Annotated in this window: 12 protein-coding genes; 4 read left to right on the forward strand and 8 right to left on the reverse strand. The window is 64.4% G+C overall.

Going from position 1 to position 13,930, the window contains the following annotated elements; translation table 11 throughout:
* Nucleotides 1–7 precede the first annotated feature (7 nt).
* Nucleotides 8–1,156, forward strand: coding sequence for an adenosyl-hopene transferase HpnH (hpnH, locus tag B5D62_RS12235; RefSeq protein ID WP_085934135.1), 1,149 nt, complete (start codon nucleotides 8–10; stop codon nucleotides 1,154–1,156).
* Here hpnH and B5D62_RS12240 read toward each other — a convergent pair.
* From B5D62_RS12240 to B5D62_RS12275, 8 genes are all read right to left on the reverse strand, one after another.
* Nucleotides 1,100–1,765, reverse strand: coding sequence for a phosphorylase family protein (locus B5D62_RS12240; protein ID WP_085934136.1), 666 nt, complete (start codon nucleotides 1,763–1,765; stop codon nucleotides 1,100–1,102). The two genes, hpnH and B5D62_RS12240, sit on opposite strands and share 57 nt — an antisense overlap.
* The gene (gene shc, locus B5D62_RS12245) at nucleotides 1,762–3,699 is read right to left on the reverse strand and encodes a squalene--hopene cyclase (RefSeq protein WP_085934137.1); all 1,938 of its coding nucleotides are present in this window, start codon (nucleotides 3,697–3,699) and stop codon (nucleotides 1,762–1,764) included. The genes B5D62_RS12240 and shc overlap by 4 nt, the downstream gene beginning before the upstream one ends.
* The gene (gene hpnE / locus B5D62_RS12250) at nucleotides 3,696–4,958 is read right to left on the reverse strand and encodes a hydroxysqualene dehydroxylase HpnE (RefSeq protein WP_085934138.1); all 1,263 of its coding nucleotides are present in this window, start codon (nucleotides 4,956–4,958) and stop codon (nucleotides 3,696–3,698) included. The genes shc and hpnE overlap by 4 nt, the downstream gene beginning before the upstream one ends.
* A 5-nt stretch (nucleotides 4,959–4,963) precedes the next feature.
* Nucleotides 4,964–5,809: a presqualene diphosphate synthase HpnD gene (gene hpnD / locus B5D62_RS12255; protein ID WP_085934139.1), complete on the reverse strand. Its 846-nt coding sequence runs from the start codon at nucleotides 5,807–5,809 to the stop codon at nucleotides 4,964–4,966.
* Nucleotides 5,806–6,693 carry a squalene synthase HpnC gene (gene hpnC / locus B5D62_RS12260; protein WP_085934140.1) on the reverse strand — a complete coding sequence of 296 codons (888 nt, stop codon included), beginning with the start codon at nucleotides 6,691–6,693 and terminating at the stop codon, nucleotides 5,806–5,808. Before hpnC ends, hpnD begins: the two co-directional genes overlap by 4 nt.
* Nucleotides 6,690–7,871, reverse strand: coding sequence for a glycosyltransferase (locus tag B5D62_RS12265; protein ID WP_231714792.1), 1,182 nt, complete (start codon nucleotides 7,869–7,871; stop codon nucleotides 6,690–6,692). The genes hpnC and B5D62_RS12265 overlap by 4 nt, the downstream gene beginning before the upstream one ends.
* Nucleotides 7,868–8,881, reverse strand: a complete 1,014-nt coding sequence (gene hpnA / locus B5D62_RS12270; RefSeq protein ID WP_085934141.1) for a hopanoid-associated sugar epimerase — start codon at nucleotides 8,879–8,881, stop codon at nucleotides 7,868–7,870. The genes B5D62_RS12265 and hpnA overlap by 4 nt, the downstream gene beginning before the upstream one ends.
* Nucleotides 8,882–8,951: 70 nt before the next feature.
* Complete coding sequence (locus tag B5D62_RS12275) at nucleotides 8,952–9,965, reverse strand: hypothetical protein (RefSeq protein ID WP_231714793.1); 1,014 nt, start codon at nucleotides 9,963–9,965, stop codon at nucleotides 8,952–8,954.
* Nucleotides 9,966–10,229: 264 nt separating this feature from the next.
* Here B5D62_RS12275 and ppk2 point away from each other — a divergent pair, with 264 nt between their 5' ends.
* From ppk2 to B5D62_RS12290, 3 genes are all read left to right on the forward strand, one after another.
* Entirely contained in the window at nucleotides 10,230–11,036 is an 807-nt protein-coding gene (gene ppk2 / locus B5D62_RS12280) for a polyphosphate kinase 2 (RefSeq protein WP_085934142.1), read from the forward strand.
* 128 nt (nucleotides 11,037–11,164) lie between these two features.
* On the forward strand, nucleotides 11,165–11,602 hold the full coding sequence (locus B5D62_RS12285) for a hypothetical protein (RefSeq protein WP_085934143.1): 438 nt from the start codon (nucleotides 11,165–11,167) through the stop codon (nucleotides 11,600–11,602).
* Nucleotides 11,603–11,659: 57 nt separating this feature from the next.
* On the forward strand, nucleotides 11,660–13,891 hold the full coding sequence (locus B5D62_RS12290) for a DUF3141 domain-containing protein (protein ID WP_085934144.1): 2,232 nt from the start codon (nucleotides 11,660–11,662) through the stop codon (nucleotides 13,889–13,891).
* Nucleotides 13,892–13,930 lie beyond the last annotated feature (39 nt).

Below are 13,930 nucleotides of genomic sequence, written 5' to 3' on the forward strand. Positions count from 1 at the left end.
CGGTCTCTTGGGTATTCCTTTGCTGCAAGCGGTGCGGATCGGCACCTACGTTCTTCGTCAGCATCTCGCCCGTCGCGAGCGCTACCCGCTCGTGCTCATGCTCGAACCCTTGTTCCGCTGCAATCTGGCCTGCGCCGGCTGCGGCAAGATCGATTATCCAGACGAGATCCTGGATCAGCGCCTGTCCTACGATGATTGCATGACCGCGATCGACGAATGCGGTGCTCCGGTCGTCTCGATCGCCGGCGGCGAGCCCTTGCTGCATCGGGAGATGCCGAAGATCGTCAATGGCTTCCTGGCGCGCAAGAAGTTCGTGATCCTGTGCACCAACGCGCTGCTGCTCGCCAAGAAGATCGACGATTACAAGCCGCACCCCGCTTTCACCTGGTCGATCCATCTGGATGGCAACCGCGCGATGCACGACAAGTCGGTGTGCCTGCGCGGCACCTATGACAAGGCGGTGGAGGCGATCCGGCTCGCCAAGTCCAAGGGCTTCCGCGTCAGCATCAACTGCACGCTGTTCAACGACGCCGATCCCGCCCAGGTCGCCGAGTTCTTCGACGAGATGAAGGCACTGGGGCTGGATGGCATCACCGTTTCGCCCGGCTATGCCTACGAGCGCGCGCCCGATCAGCAGCACTTCCTGAACCGCACCAAGACCAAGGAACTGTTCCGGGGAATCCTGTCGCGGGGCAACGGCGGCAAGAAGTGGCCCTTCAGCCAGTCGATCAACTTCCTCAATTTCCTGGCGGGCAACGAGAGCTATCACTGCACGCCCTGGGGCAACCCGACCCGAACCGTCTTCGGCTGGCAGAAGCCGTGCTATCTGCTCGGCGAAGGCTACGCCAAGACCTTCCGTGAGCTGATGGACGATACGGCGTGGGAGAAATACGGCGTCGGCAACTACGAGAAGTGCGCCGACTGCATGGTCCATTCGGGCTTCGAGGCCTCAGCCGTGAAGGACATGATGCGCCGGCCGCTAAAAGCTCTGTCCGTCACCCTGCGCGGCGTGCGGACCGACGGCCCGATGGCGAAGGACATTTCCATCGATCATCAGCGGCGGGCCGAGTTCGTGTTCTCGGATCACGTCCAGCGCAAGCTAACCGAGATCCGGACCGGCAAGGCCGCGCCCGAGAAGGCGGTGGCCGCGGAGTAAGGCCCGGAAGGCCTTCTCCGCCTCCCATCCCGTGCGGATCAGGGCCGGAAGCTGGCGCGGATCCGCCAGCAGCGACCGCAGAACCGCCGCTATATCCATCCCGCCGTCCGGACGCATGCCGACTTGGGCGGCTCGCGGCAGGCTTCGATGCGCTGGATCACAGACGACGCGGGCTGCGGCGAACGGCAGCCCCAGGCGCTGCGCCACGCGGGCCGCGATATGCGATTCCATATCCACCGCGGCCGCACCGGTCGCGCGATGCAGGGCGGCCTTGTGCGTTCGCTCGACGATCATCTCGTTCGAGCCCAACAACGGTGCTCGCGTCGCGCCAGGCAGAGCCGCCACGAGCCGTTCTGTCCAGGCAACATCTGTCGAGATCGAGTGCGGGCGATCGAGGACGGCCGTCGCCACCACCCATTGGCCGACAACCAGGTCCGGAGCCAAGCCGCCGGCGATGCCGATGCTGATCAGGCCGCTCTTGCCTGCACCGAGCTGTTCGAGCCGGACTTCCAGCCGTTCGTGATCGCCGCCGCCAGCGATGATCTCGAGGTCCGGTCCGGCAAGCAGGTGCCGCTCCCGCTCCAGTCCCGTGGCGACGAGAATCGTCACATGCCGTACGCCACCCGCCGGCTGTTGGCGCGCTTCAGGTTGCGGTAACGCGCCAAAGCCCAGAGCGGGAAGAAGTTCGGGTAGCCGTGATAGCGTAGATAGAACACGCGCGGAAAGCCGCCGCCGGTATAGGCATCCTGAGACCACAGACCATCCTTGGTCTGTGTACGGCTCAGATAGCCGATCCCGCGCTCGACCGCCGGATGATCCGCTTCGCCCGCTGCCATCAGGCCCAGCAGCGCCCAAGCCGTCTGCGAGGCGTTGGAGGGCGCCGGCTCGTGGCCCTTATAGTCGAGCTTGTAGCTGGTGCAGTCCTCACCCCATCCGCCGTCGGCGTTCTGGATAGCGATTAACCAGTCTGCCGCCTTGCGCACGCTCGGCCTCGCTCCGTCGAATCCCGCTGCGTTGAGCGCGCACAAGGCAGACCAGGTGCCGTAAATGTAGTTCACGCCCCATCGTCCGAACCAGCTGCCATCCGCTTCCTGATCGCGCTCCAGATAGGCCAGAGCGGCCTTCATCTGCGGACTTTCAGGCGTTTGACCCAACTGGGCCAACATGCTGATGCAACGGGCGCTCACATCGGCCGTGGGAGGATCCAGCAACGCGCCGTGATCGGCAAAAGGGATGTTGTTGAGATAGAGGTCGACATTGTCGGCATCGAAGGCGCCCCAACCGCCGTTCTGGCTCTGCAGCCCCACCGTCCACTCGACGGCGCGGGAAACGGGCTCGTCATACGCTTTGCCACCCGCAGCCTCGCGCCGCGCCCGGTCCATCGCCATGACTACGACGGCCGTGTCGTCGAGATCGGGATAATGCGCGTTGCGATACTGGAAGGCCCAGCCGCCGGGCCGTACATCCGGCCGCCGCTCAGCCCAATCCCCCTTGACCTCGAGCTCCTGTAGCGGCTTCAGCCATTCCAACCCATGCCGGGCCGCTTCGTCGGCCTTCTCTCCGCCAACCTCCAGCATGGCATGGACCGCAAGCGCCGTGTCCCAGACCGGAGAAACGCAAGGCTGGCAGTAAGCCTCCTCCTCGCGGATCACCAGCAGCTTCTCGACCGAGCGACGCGCGATGGCGCGCAGCGGATGCTCTGGCGGATATCCCAGCGCATCGAACATCATGACGCTGTTGGCCATGGCCGGATAGATCGCTCCGAGACCGTCCTCGCCGTTCAGGCGCTCGCTCACGAACGCCACGCAGCGATCGATGGCGCGTCGCCGCATCGATTTCGGCCAGAGCGGCTCGACCCTCTTCAGCACCCAGTCGAGGCCATTGAAGAACAGCGCCCAGGCGCGCTTCTGATGCGTCGCCGCGCGCTCCCGTGTGACCTTTCTGGATGGCTCGGCAAAGAGCTCGGGAATGCCGATCTTGCGTGGATTGCGCGCCCGACGGCGCAAAGCGGCCAGGACCAGCAGCGGCACGATCACCGTCCGCGCCCAGTAGGACATGCGCGACAGATGGATCGGGAACCAGCGCGGCAGCAGGATCATCTCCACCGGCATGGTCGGCACATGGTTCCACGAAAGCTCGCCGAACTGCGCCAGCAGGATCCGGGTGAAGACATTCGCCTTGGCTGCTCCGCCCTGCGCCAGGATGGCCGCTCGCGCCCGCACCATATGTGGCGCCTGCGGATCGTCTCCGATCATCTTGAGGCAGAAGTAAGCCTTCACCGAAGCGCTGAGGTCGAACGCGCCATCGTGGAACAGAGGCCAGCCGCCATGGTCGCCCTGGATGCGCCGCAGATAGACTCCGATCTTGCGTTCGAGTTCCGGCGCGTCCGGCTCGCCAAGATACTGGCGCAGCAGCACATACTCAGAGGGGATGGTCGCATCGGCCTCGAGTTCGAACACCCAATGCCCATCCTGTCGCTGCTGACGCAACAACGCCTCCGTCGCCCGCTGGATGTCGGCTTCGAGCATGGAAATATCGATCATCGCGTCGTCCCTGAACCAGTCGCCAGACTGGCCGCCACTTCGCCGGAGCGAAGCGCCCCTTCGATCGTTGCCGGCAGCCCCGTCGCCGTCCAGTCGCCTGCGAGAAACAGGTTGTGCCAACGCGTGGCTGCCGCTGGCCGTCGCGCTTCCTGTGCCGGCGTCGCGGCGAAAGTGGCTCGCTTCTCCTTCACGATCCGGGTCGGCGGAACCGGACCTTGCAAATCATGTACGGCAGCGACATCGGCCCACAGCAGCGACGCCAGCCGGTCCGTGTCCATGTCGAGCAGCCGGTCGGCGGCGCTCACCGTCACGGACAGACGATCGTGAAAGGCAAAGACCCACTCGGCCGTGCCGCCGACCAATCCCGTCAGAGAGGCGGCACGAGGCGGCGGAGCGATTCGGAAGTGCCCATTCACGATCGCATTGAAGGCCGAAGGCGTTTTCACGTCCGGCAGCAAGGACTGGGCAGTCCAAGGCGGAACGGCGAGGATCACCTGCTCTGCCGCGTCCACCTGCTGTTCGCCGTCGTCGAAATGCAATGCCGCCACCCGATCTTCAGCCAACGTAATCGCCCGCAGCGGACGTCCGAATCGGATCTCCGCTCCCTGTCGTCCCAGATGCATCAGCGCGGGATCGACAAAGGCGGCAGCGAGGCTCGGCGTGGCGACCAGCGGTCTCGTTGCATGGCCTCCCCTGGCGAGCGTCTCGCGCACGACGGCACCGGCGAGATCGGCTGACCCTTCCTTCGGGTCCGTATTGAGCGCCGACACCAGCAGCTGTTTGAGGAACATGTCCCACAGCGGCCCCCGGCAGGAGAGCACTTCGTCGATGCGCCGCCCCGGGTGACGCCGCATCAGCGTCGCGAAGGCGAGGTACTCGAGCGGGTTGGTACCGGGAACCCGCCGATGCGAGTCGAGAATCCACCATGGGATCGGTCCATCGTTCGGACGCAACACCCATCGCCTGCCGGTGCCGAGATCGAAGAACGGGAATATCGGATGATCGGGGCCAGTCAGCCGATCGGCGGCGCCGATCGCCCGAAGATAGCGCGTGACTGCGACGTTCCCGGACAGCACCAGGTGATTGCCATTGTCGATCACCGTATCCAGCACGCTGTCATGATAGGAGCGGCAGCGCCCGCCGGCCTGCTTCGCCGCCTCCGACAGCACGACACGCAGGCCGCGATCCGCAAGCACGACCGCAGCCGACAGACCTGCAAGTCCGGCACCGACGATGTGGATGCGCGGCGGCTCAGCCATAGCCCTCATGGCAGCAGGCAGCATCTCGCAACGATGGCGAGCAGGCGCGGCTTGCCGATCCGGACACGCCGACGCGGCGGCTTCCATCCTTCGGTCCGCATGTCCTCAAGCATGGCACGATAGACCGCAGACATCAGCCGCGGCGCCAGCAGGCGACCTCGCGGCCGCGCACGCATGACCCGGTCCGCCGCCGAAAAATGTTCGGCCGCCTCTGCCGCCAGCGCGCGGCATGTGTCATCGACGCGGACATCCTGGACTGCCGTAATTGGATCCGATGTCGTGATTCCTGCCGCGACCAGAAGCTCCCGCGGCAGGTAGAGCCGACCAATGGCGGCATCCTCGTCGAGATCCCGCAAGATGTTTGTAAGCTGCAGTGCCCGCCCGAGACGGTCGGCGAGTTCCAGCCCGGGTGCCTCGTCCATGCCGAAAATGCGCGTCGACAGGCGTCCGACCGCGCAGGCGACTCGATCGCAGTACAGGGCGAGCAGATCCAGATCGGGAGCCTGGATATCAGAGACGACGTCCATCTCCATGCCGTCGATCACGGCAAGGAAGTCCGGCTTCTTCAAGCCGAACGCCTGAACCGGGCCCTGCAGGAAGTCCGCCTTGCCCGCCGGCCGGCCGGCATAGAGCGCCTCGATATCGGCGCGCCACTGCTTCAGTTCGAGGGCGCGCTGGTCCCGCGACCGCGTGCCGTCATCGGCGATATCGTCGACCAGGCGACAGAATGCGTAGATCGCAAACATCGCCTCGCGCTCGGCCTTGGGCAGGATACGCATGGCCGCGTAGAACGAGCTGCCGGACACCTGCGCGCGCAGCGCGGCCGCATCGAAGGCCTTCGTCGCCGTCATCCCCGATTGCCCGGCAGTGCGGCCTGTCCATGGCCGAACATTCGTCCGATACGACCGATCGCTACCGCTGCGGCGCCATAGGCTGCGAGACCCGCCATCTCGACCGCATTGTGGTGCACTCGCTGCGACAAGGGATCCCGTCGGCGGAGACGTGCGCACAGGCTCTCGGCCAACGTCTGGATCACGCCAACTTCCAGCGCGAGTCGCCGATCGGCAATGCGCCCAGCGAAGGGCCGCGACAGATCGAGCAGCGCATCCGTGCGGTGTGCCAGTCCGGCGATCACGATGCGCAGAGCCCGAGACGCTTGCGAGTCGGCCAGGGCCTCGGTTCCGATGCCTTCGGCGGCAAGAACATCGAGCGGAATATAGACCCGATCCAGCGCGCGATAATCCTTGGCGCAATCCTGCAGATGATTGATCACCTGCAAGGCGGCGCAAAGCGCGTCGTTCATCGGCCAGAGCGTCCGCGACTCGCCATGCAGGTCGAGCACGAAGCGGCCGACGGGTGCCGCCGAATAGCGGCAATAGTCCATCAGCTCCGCCCAGTCGGCGTAGCGTTGCTTGACGACGTCCCTTCGGAAGGCCTCGAGTAGGTCGAGGGCATGCTGGTCGGTCAGGTTGCGCACCTGCAGGACACGGCGCAGCGCCTCGCCTTCGGGGCTTCCGCCGGCATCGCCGCGCAGTCCGGCCTCCAGCCGAGCGAGTTGCTCGAACTTCTCTTCCGGTCCCGCCGTCGCGTGATCGGCAACGTCATCCGCTGCCCGCGCAAATCGATAGAAGGCCAGAATCGGCGCGCGCAGTTCGGCGCGGACGAGGCGAGAGGCAACGGGAAAGTTCTCGTCCCCGTGCCCCTTGCCCGAGGCGAAGTCGGCGGCGCGGCTCACGAGTCCCCCGTGATCGCCTGCGCCCGGCCTTTCCACATGCCGCCTCGGCCGCGCCACACGGCGACAGCCGACTGGACGGTGAAGACGGTATAGGCGGCGGCTATGGCCGGAAGAGCGACACCCCAGAGCGGGGAGCGCCGATAGAAGCGAAGCATCGGCAGGAACGACATCGCCATGAGAAGCCACGCGCCCGCTCCTGCCCCTTGGGCCAGGCCGTCGCCGAATAGGGCGAGAACAGGGGGCGCGAGATAGGTCAGGGCCATGCCCGCTACAGTACCCGCAAGCAACAGCGGCGAATAGCCAAGCTGGGCGTAGGCGGATCGCGAGATCATGCGTCCGATCTGACGAAGACTGATGTAAGGCCGCAGGCTCCGGGCACGATGCGTAAGGCCGAGCCAGATCGGACCCTGCTCCTTCAGTCGTCGGGCGAGGGCGCAATCATCGATGATCTCGGCGCGAACCGAGGCGAGCCCCCCCGCCTTCTCCAGAGCCTCCCGCCGCACGAGCATGCACCCGCCGGCGCCGGCAGCGAGCTTCAGATCCGCTCGCGCCACCCAGGAGAACGGATAAAGCATCTGGAAAAAGAACACGAAAGCCGGAATCAGGAAGGCCTCGGCGCGAGTCACACAGGACAGTTCCGCCATCAATGAGACCAATGCACGATCCCCGTGCTCGGCCCGCGCGACGAGCGCCCGCAGATTGTCTGATGAATGGCCGATATCGGCGTCGGTCAGCAGCAGGTAATCTGGCAAGTCGTCCGACACGAGCGCCTGCTGGACGCCCTGCTGTAGCGCCCACAACTTGCCCGTCCATCCTGGCGGCAACGCCGCGCCGTTCACGATTTCCAGCGGCCGGCCGGTTCCGAGAGTGGCCGCCACGCGTCTCGCCGTCGCTGCGGTGCCGTCGTCGCTGTCGTCGTCGACGAGGATGACCCGGAAAGTGCCGGGATAATCCTGGCGCAGCAAACTGCCGATCGACTGGCCGATGACATCCGCCTCGTTGCGCGCCGGCACCACGGCCGTCACGCTCGGCCAACGAACCGGATCGGCCGGCACATCCTTGTCGTCGCGTTCGCGCGCCAACCAGTATCCGCCTCTGGCCAGCACGAGATAGAGCCAGATCGCCAGCGCGACCAGGCCGACAATGGTGCCGCCCGTCATGCCCATCAAGCTCGTCATGCCAAGTATCCAGCCTGGCGGAACCAGGCCAGCGCATCGACCACGCCTTCCTGACAGGGGCGGCTGCGATAGCCCAGTTCACGCTCGGCCTTGGCCGAGGTGAAGAACATGTGATAGCGCGACATGCGCAATGCATCGACCGTGAGCAGCGGCTCCTTGCCGGTAAGGCGGGCGACAGCCTCGGCGCCGAACGCCAGCGGAAAAAGCGGACCGCGCGGCAGCTTGATCCGCGGCGGCCGCCGACCGGTGAGCGTCGCGACAACGCCCAACAGTTCCCGCAGCGACAGGTTCTGTCCGCCGAGGATGTAGCGTTCGCCGATCCGCCCGCGCTCGAAGGCAAGGAGATGCCCTTCGGCAATGTCGTCCACGTGGGCGAAGTTCAGGCCGGTATCGACGAAAGCCGGAATCTTGCCCTGCGCGGCATCGAGCAGGATGCGCCCCGTCGGCGTCGGCCGGATGTCGCGCGGCCCGATGGGCGTGGTCGGATTGACGATGATGGCCGGCAGCTTGTCGCGCAGGATCAATTCCTCGACGACCCGCTCGGCCATCGTCTTGCTGCGCTTGTAGGTGCCGATGGCGTCCTCGACGGACATCACAGCGGTCTCGTCGACCGGACCGACCGCTCCGGCGAGCCGAAGCGTCGCTACGCTGCTGGTATAGACAATGCGCTCGACGCCGGCACGAAGCGCCTCCTCCATCAGGTTGCGCGTTCCCTCGACATTGGCGCGCAGGATCACCGCGGGATCGCGTGCCCACAGGCGATAATCGGCCGCGACATGGAACAGGTACCGGACATCGTGCAGAGCAGTCTTGAGAGACTCGCGGTCGGTGAGATCGCCGGTCACGACCTCGCACTCCAATCCGCTGAAATTGCCGCGCGGGCTGGTCGGGCGCGCCAGGGCGCGGACGCGCATGCCGCGGGCAATCAGCGCCCGCACGACGGACGAGCCGAGAAATCCCGACCCGCCTGTCACAAGAACAAGCTCTCCCTGCCGCATCGGCCCAGTCATTGCAGAATCACCTTGAAGCCGGTCGATCCCGGCTTCTTTCCCTCTCGTCTTATCAGGCCTGCCGGCGGGCTCAACCCTCAGGCTGGATGTTCGCGCGAGGCTTCCTGCGCGCCCATGGCCTTGTAACGAACAGGGCGATTCTGGCCAATGCCGGTACCGTCGTCGGACGCACCAGGCGCGCATCATAGCCAGAGAAGCGGCGATCGTTTTCCTCCAGGCTGAGCGTCAGGAGATCGCGGATCTCGATATTCCCCTCGGTCACAGCGCTGGCGCTGTTCGCCGTGAAATTGCTGTCGGCCTGCTTGTTCTTGACGCCGCCGCCAATCCCGCGGGCAAGCCCGATGCGTTCGCGGGCGATCGCGAACCAGACTGCGGCGACCCTTGCTTCGAATTGGAATCGGCGCCACCAGGGCAGGCTCGCCCGATGCCATGCCAGCCAATTGGCGAACAGCAGGATATGCCGGCATTCCTCCTGAACGACCGGCTCGAACGTCTCCACCAGTTCCTTCGGAAAGAATCCGGAGCGCCGCGCCAGTTCGAACAGGCCAAAGGCAAAGAAACTGTCGATGCATTCGGAGAAGCCAGTGATCAGATAAACCCATTCCGGATCGCGCGGCGCCTCGAACGTCGGCTCGGGCGCCAGAGGGATGGCATAGGCCTCGACGAGCTTGGCCAGCACCTCCTTATGGCGATGCTCCTCCCATGCATTCAGCATGATCGCTCCCCGGATCTCGGGATCGGCGATCGTCCTTGCATAGGCGGCAAACCGCAGCCGGGCCCTGCCCTCGGTATGGACCGCGATGTCCCAGATCGGCAGTGACGTGACGCGGCGCGCTTCCTCCGGACCCAGCTTCGGCCAGGCAATCACCGAAGGCCGGTACGGGTTGAAGGTCTCGCGAAACATCCTGCACACTTCGCGCTTGTGGGCGTCCGAGCCTGGCTCGAGAGAGCCGGCATGAGCGCTCGTCCAGAAGCGCATCGAGCGATCGGCTGCCTCGATGGTTGCGGATGTCACGGGCTCGATGGGCTCTTTGGGGGGATCGAAAGCGAGCACGCTCGCCAGAAGATCGTCGCTTTGAAGCATCCGCTTCCTTGGCCTCTACTCTTGCGGCCATATTATTGCATTCCGTCTTTCAATCGTAGCCAAATCCCCGCAATTCATGTCATTTTTGCAGGCTTCGGCAAGAACTGCACGGCCCGTCGAAGACCAGTCATCTCGACACAACCAAGGCTCGCATGTGGGAATGCCGCGGGCACGAGCAATTCGGCTGGCCGATTGACATGGATCATGGGCGACACCGATCGCCTCCCAGTCATCTAGGCGAGCTTGCTTACGGGAGGGAAACGGATGTCGAAGAAGAAGAATTCGGACGAACAGAAACTCTCGCGCAAGGTCTACGAGCAGGAGCTGAGGAAACTGCAGGTTGAGCTTTGCTATCTGCAGAACTGGGTCCGCAAGAGCGGCGAGCGGATCATCATCGTGCTCGAAGGTCGCGACGCGGCCGGCAAGGGCGGCACGATCAAGGCCATCACCGATCGCGTCTCTCCGCGGGTCTTCCGCGTCGTTGCGCTGCCGGCGCCGTCGGACCGCGAGAAATCCCAGATGTACATCCAGCGCTACATCGAGCATTTCCCGGCGGCAGGCGAGGTCGTGATCTTCGATCGCAGCTGGTACAACCGTGCCGGCGTCGAATACGTGATGGGCTTCTGCACGCCCGACCAGCATCAGAGATTCCTGGAACTCTGCCCCAACGCCGAGAAATTCATCGTCGAAGGCGGCATACGACTTCTGAAGATCTGGCTGGAGGTGGGCCAGGAGGAACAGGAACGCCGGTTCCGCGCCCGCATCGACGATCCCATCCGGCAATGGAAGCTCAGCCCAATGGATCTTGAGTCCTTCCGCCGCTGGCACGACTACTCCAAGGCGCGCGACATCATGCTGGACTATACGGATAGCATGCACGCGCCGTGGTATCTGATCGACTCCAACGACAAGAAGCGCGCCAGGTTGAACTGCATCAGCCACATCCTGTCGCAGATCCCCTACGAGCGGGTCGAGCACGAGAAGGTGAAGCTGCCGGAGCGGTCACAAAAGCGAAAATATGACGATGCCGCAACATTGGCGCGGCGGAAGTTCGTCGATCAACGATACTGAAACCCTTGTCGCCAGCGGCCGCCGGCCAGCTTGGCATCACACGGGCCAGTTGACCTATCTCAATGTCCGATTGCTCCGCAGCGCCGATCCTTCACAAAGGCATTGATTTTCCACGCTAGAGGATAGGCATGCTCAATCTGCCAACAGCCAAGGACCTGCAGACCAAGATCGCACTCGCCGAGGCGGAGAAGGCTTCGGCTGCCGCGAAGGCTCACGACGCGGCTGAAGCGGAGAAGCAGGCCTTCCTGGACCGGCTGACCCGTCCTTCCGGACTGAGCGACGAACAGGTCATCGAAAAGGCCGCCCATATCATCAATCGGGCGGTCGAGAACGGGCTGACCTCCGTCCAGGTCTTCCGCTTCCCCAATACCATCTGCACCGACGATGGCCGCGCCATCGACGAGCATGAGGAAGGCTGGGAAAAGACGCTGACCGGCATTCCCCGGGAGATTTATTCCTTCTGGGAGCGGCAGCTCAAACCACGCGGCTACCACATCAAGTACGAGATCATCGACCGCAAGGGCGGCTTGCGCGGCGACGTCGGCATCTTCCTGAGCTGGGGATAGCGACCAGCTAGATCACTGCGAGAACTGTTATCCGATTCGCCTGTTCGGAGGCCTGCCATGTCCGGTGCGAACCCGCTGGATTTCATCAGTGAGTACTGGATCGATGCCTGGCAGCGGTCGGTCCTCACCCTCGACGTGCTGCGCCAGCGCGGCAACATCTATCTCGAGCACAGCGCCCGCAATGCGCCGCACGTCCTGAAGTTCAAGGCCGAACTGGTGCGCGACGGCCGCACCCTGCCGCGGCCGGTGAACTATGCGCTGGTGCGTATCGTGCCGACCGAGGGTCCGGAAACCGACCCGACATTGCGCCCCTTCGTCGTCGTCGATCCGCGTGCCGGACACGGTCCCGGTATCGGCGGCATGAAGCAGGACAGCGAGATCGGCGTCGCCATGGCCGCCGGCCATCCCTGCTACTTCATCGGCTTCCTACCCAAGCCGGAGCCGGGGCAGACCATCGAGGATGTCTGCGTCGCCGAGGCGGCGTTCCTCGAGGAAGTCGCAAAGCTGCATCCCCAGTCGGAAGGAAAGCCTGCCGTGATCGCCAACTGCCAGGCCGGCTGGCAGATCATGATGATGGCGGCCCTCAATCCCGAGCTGACGGGCCCGATCGTTCTCGCCGGATCTCCCTTGTCCTACTGGGCCGGAGTCCGAGGCAAGAATCCGATGCGGTATCTCGGCGGTGTGCTGGGCGGCACGTGGATGACGGCCCTCGCCGGCGACATCGGCAAGGGGATCTTCGACGGCGCCAACCTCGTCGCCAACTTCGAATCTCTCAATCCGGCGAATACCTATTGGGAGAAGGGCTACGGCGTCTATTCCAAGATCGATACCGAAGCGCCGCGCTTCCTCGACTTCGAGACGTGGTGGGGCAGCCCGGTCCTGCTGAATGCCGAGGAAATGCAGTGGATCGCCGACAATCTGTTCGTCGGCAACAAGCTGTCGTCTGGAGGTCTGCGAAGCTCCAACGGCGTGCGCATCGACCTGCGCAACATCAAGTCTCCGATCGTCGTGTTCTGCTCGTGGGGCGACAACATCACGCCACCGCAGCAGGCCTTGGGCTGGATCAGCGATCTCTACGACGACGAGACCGAGATCGTCGCCAACGGCCAAACCATCGTCTACACGACCCACCAGACGATCGGGCATCTCGGCATCTTCGTTTCCGGCAAGGTCGCGACCAAGGAACACGCCGAATTCGCCAACTGCATGGACATGATCGATCTGGTGCCGCCGGGCCTGTACGAGGCCGTGATCACCGAGGTCGAGCCAGATACGGCGAATCCGGAACTCATCAAGGGCAAGTACCTGTTCCGACTCGAAGCGCGAACAATGGCCGACATACGCGCCTTCGGCGGCAACGACGAAGCGGACGACCGTCGATTCGCCACAGCGGCCCGGGTGTCGGATGTGAATCTCGGTCTTTACCGGACCGTCGTTCAGCCTTTCGTTCGTGCCGCGGTTACCGACGAGACGGCGGAATTGACGAGAAGCCTGCATCCCAGCCGGCTGCGCTTTGCGACGTTTTCGGATCGCAATCCGTTCATGCAGCCGATCGACGAGATGGCGCAATGGGTTCGAGCCAATCGAGCACCGGTCTCGCCCGACAATCCCCTGACGGTCATGGAGACGGTCGTTTCAACGGCCATGACGACGTGGCTCGACGGCTTCAGGGCGGGGCGCGACGCCATGACCGAGGCCCTGTTCCTCAGTACCTACGGCGCTCCCGTTCTGCAGGCCCTCACCGGCTTCGGGCCTGGGGTGGCTTCTGCCCAGCCTCATATCGAGCGTGATCTGGCCCGCGAAGCGGTCGCCGCCGCCACGCGCGGCCAGCTCGAGGAGCAATTCGAGCTGGGCGGCCTGACGGAGGCCGCCGTGCGCGGCCTGATCTATATCCGCATGAAGGCCAAGAGCGTGGACGAACGCGGCTTCTCGATGATCTGGGCCATTCGCGGTCTGCGACCCGCGTCGGAGCGGATGCATCTGGCCGACATGAAGAAACTGATGCGGACGCAGTACCTGCTGCTGCGTCTCGACGAAGAACGCGCCATCAAGGCGATTCCGAAGCTGCTCCCGGACGATCGGGAGGCGAGACGGGAGATACTGGACCTGCTGCGCAAGGTCCTGGAAGCGCAAGGAGCGCTGACCGATGAGGAGACGGAGAGGCTACGGCTTGTCGAAGGACTGTTCGACGTCGCGACGCTGCCGCTGACGAAGAAGAAGGAGATCTCTCCTCCTTCCCTGCAGTCTCCCCTTGCGATGGCGCCGGTCGCTCACGAAACGAAACACTAACTCGGGCCGCTCTTAGGCCTCGCGACAGGGCATCGCCGT

The organism is Enhydrobacter aerosaccus (assembly GCF_900167455.1).
Taxonomy (GTDB): Bacteria; Pseudomonadota; Alphaproteobacteria; order Reyranellales; family Reyranellaceae; genus Reyranella; species Reyranella aerosaccus.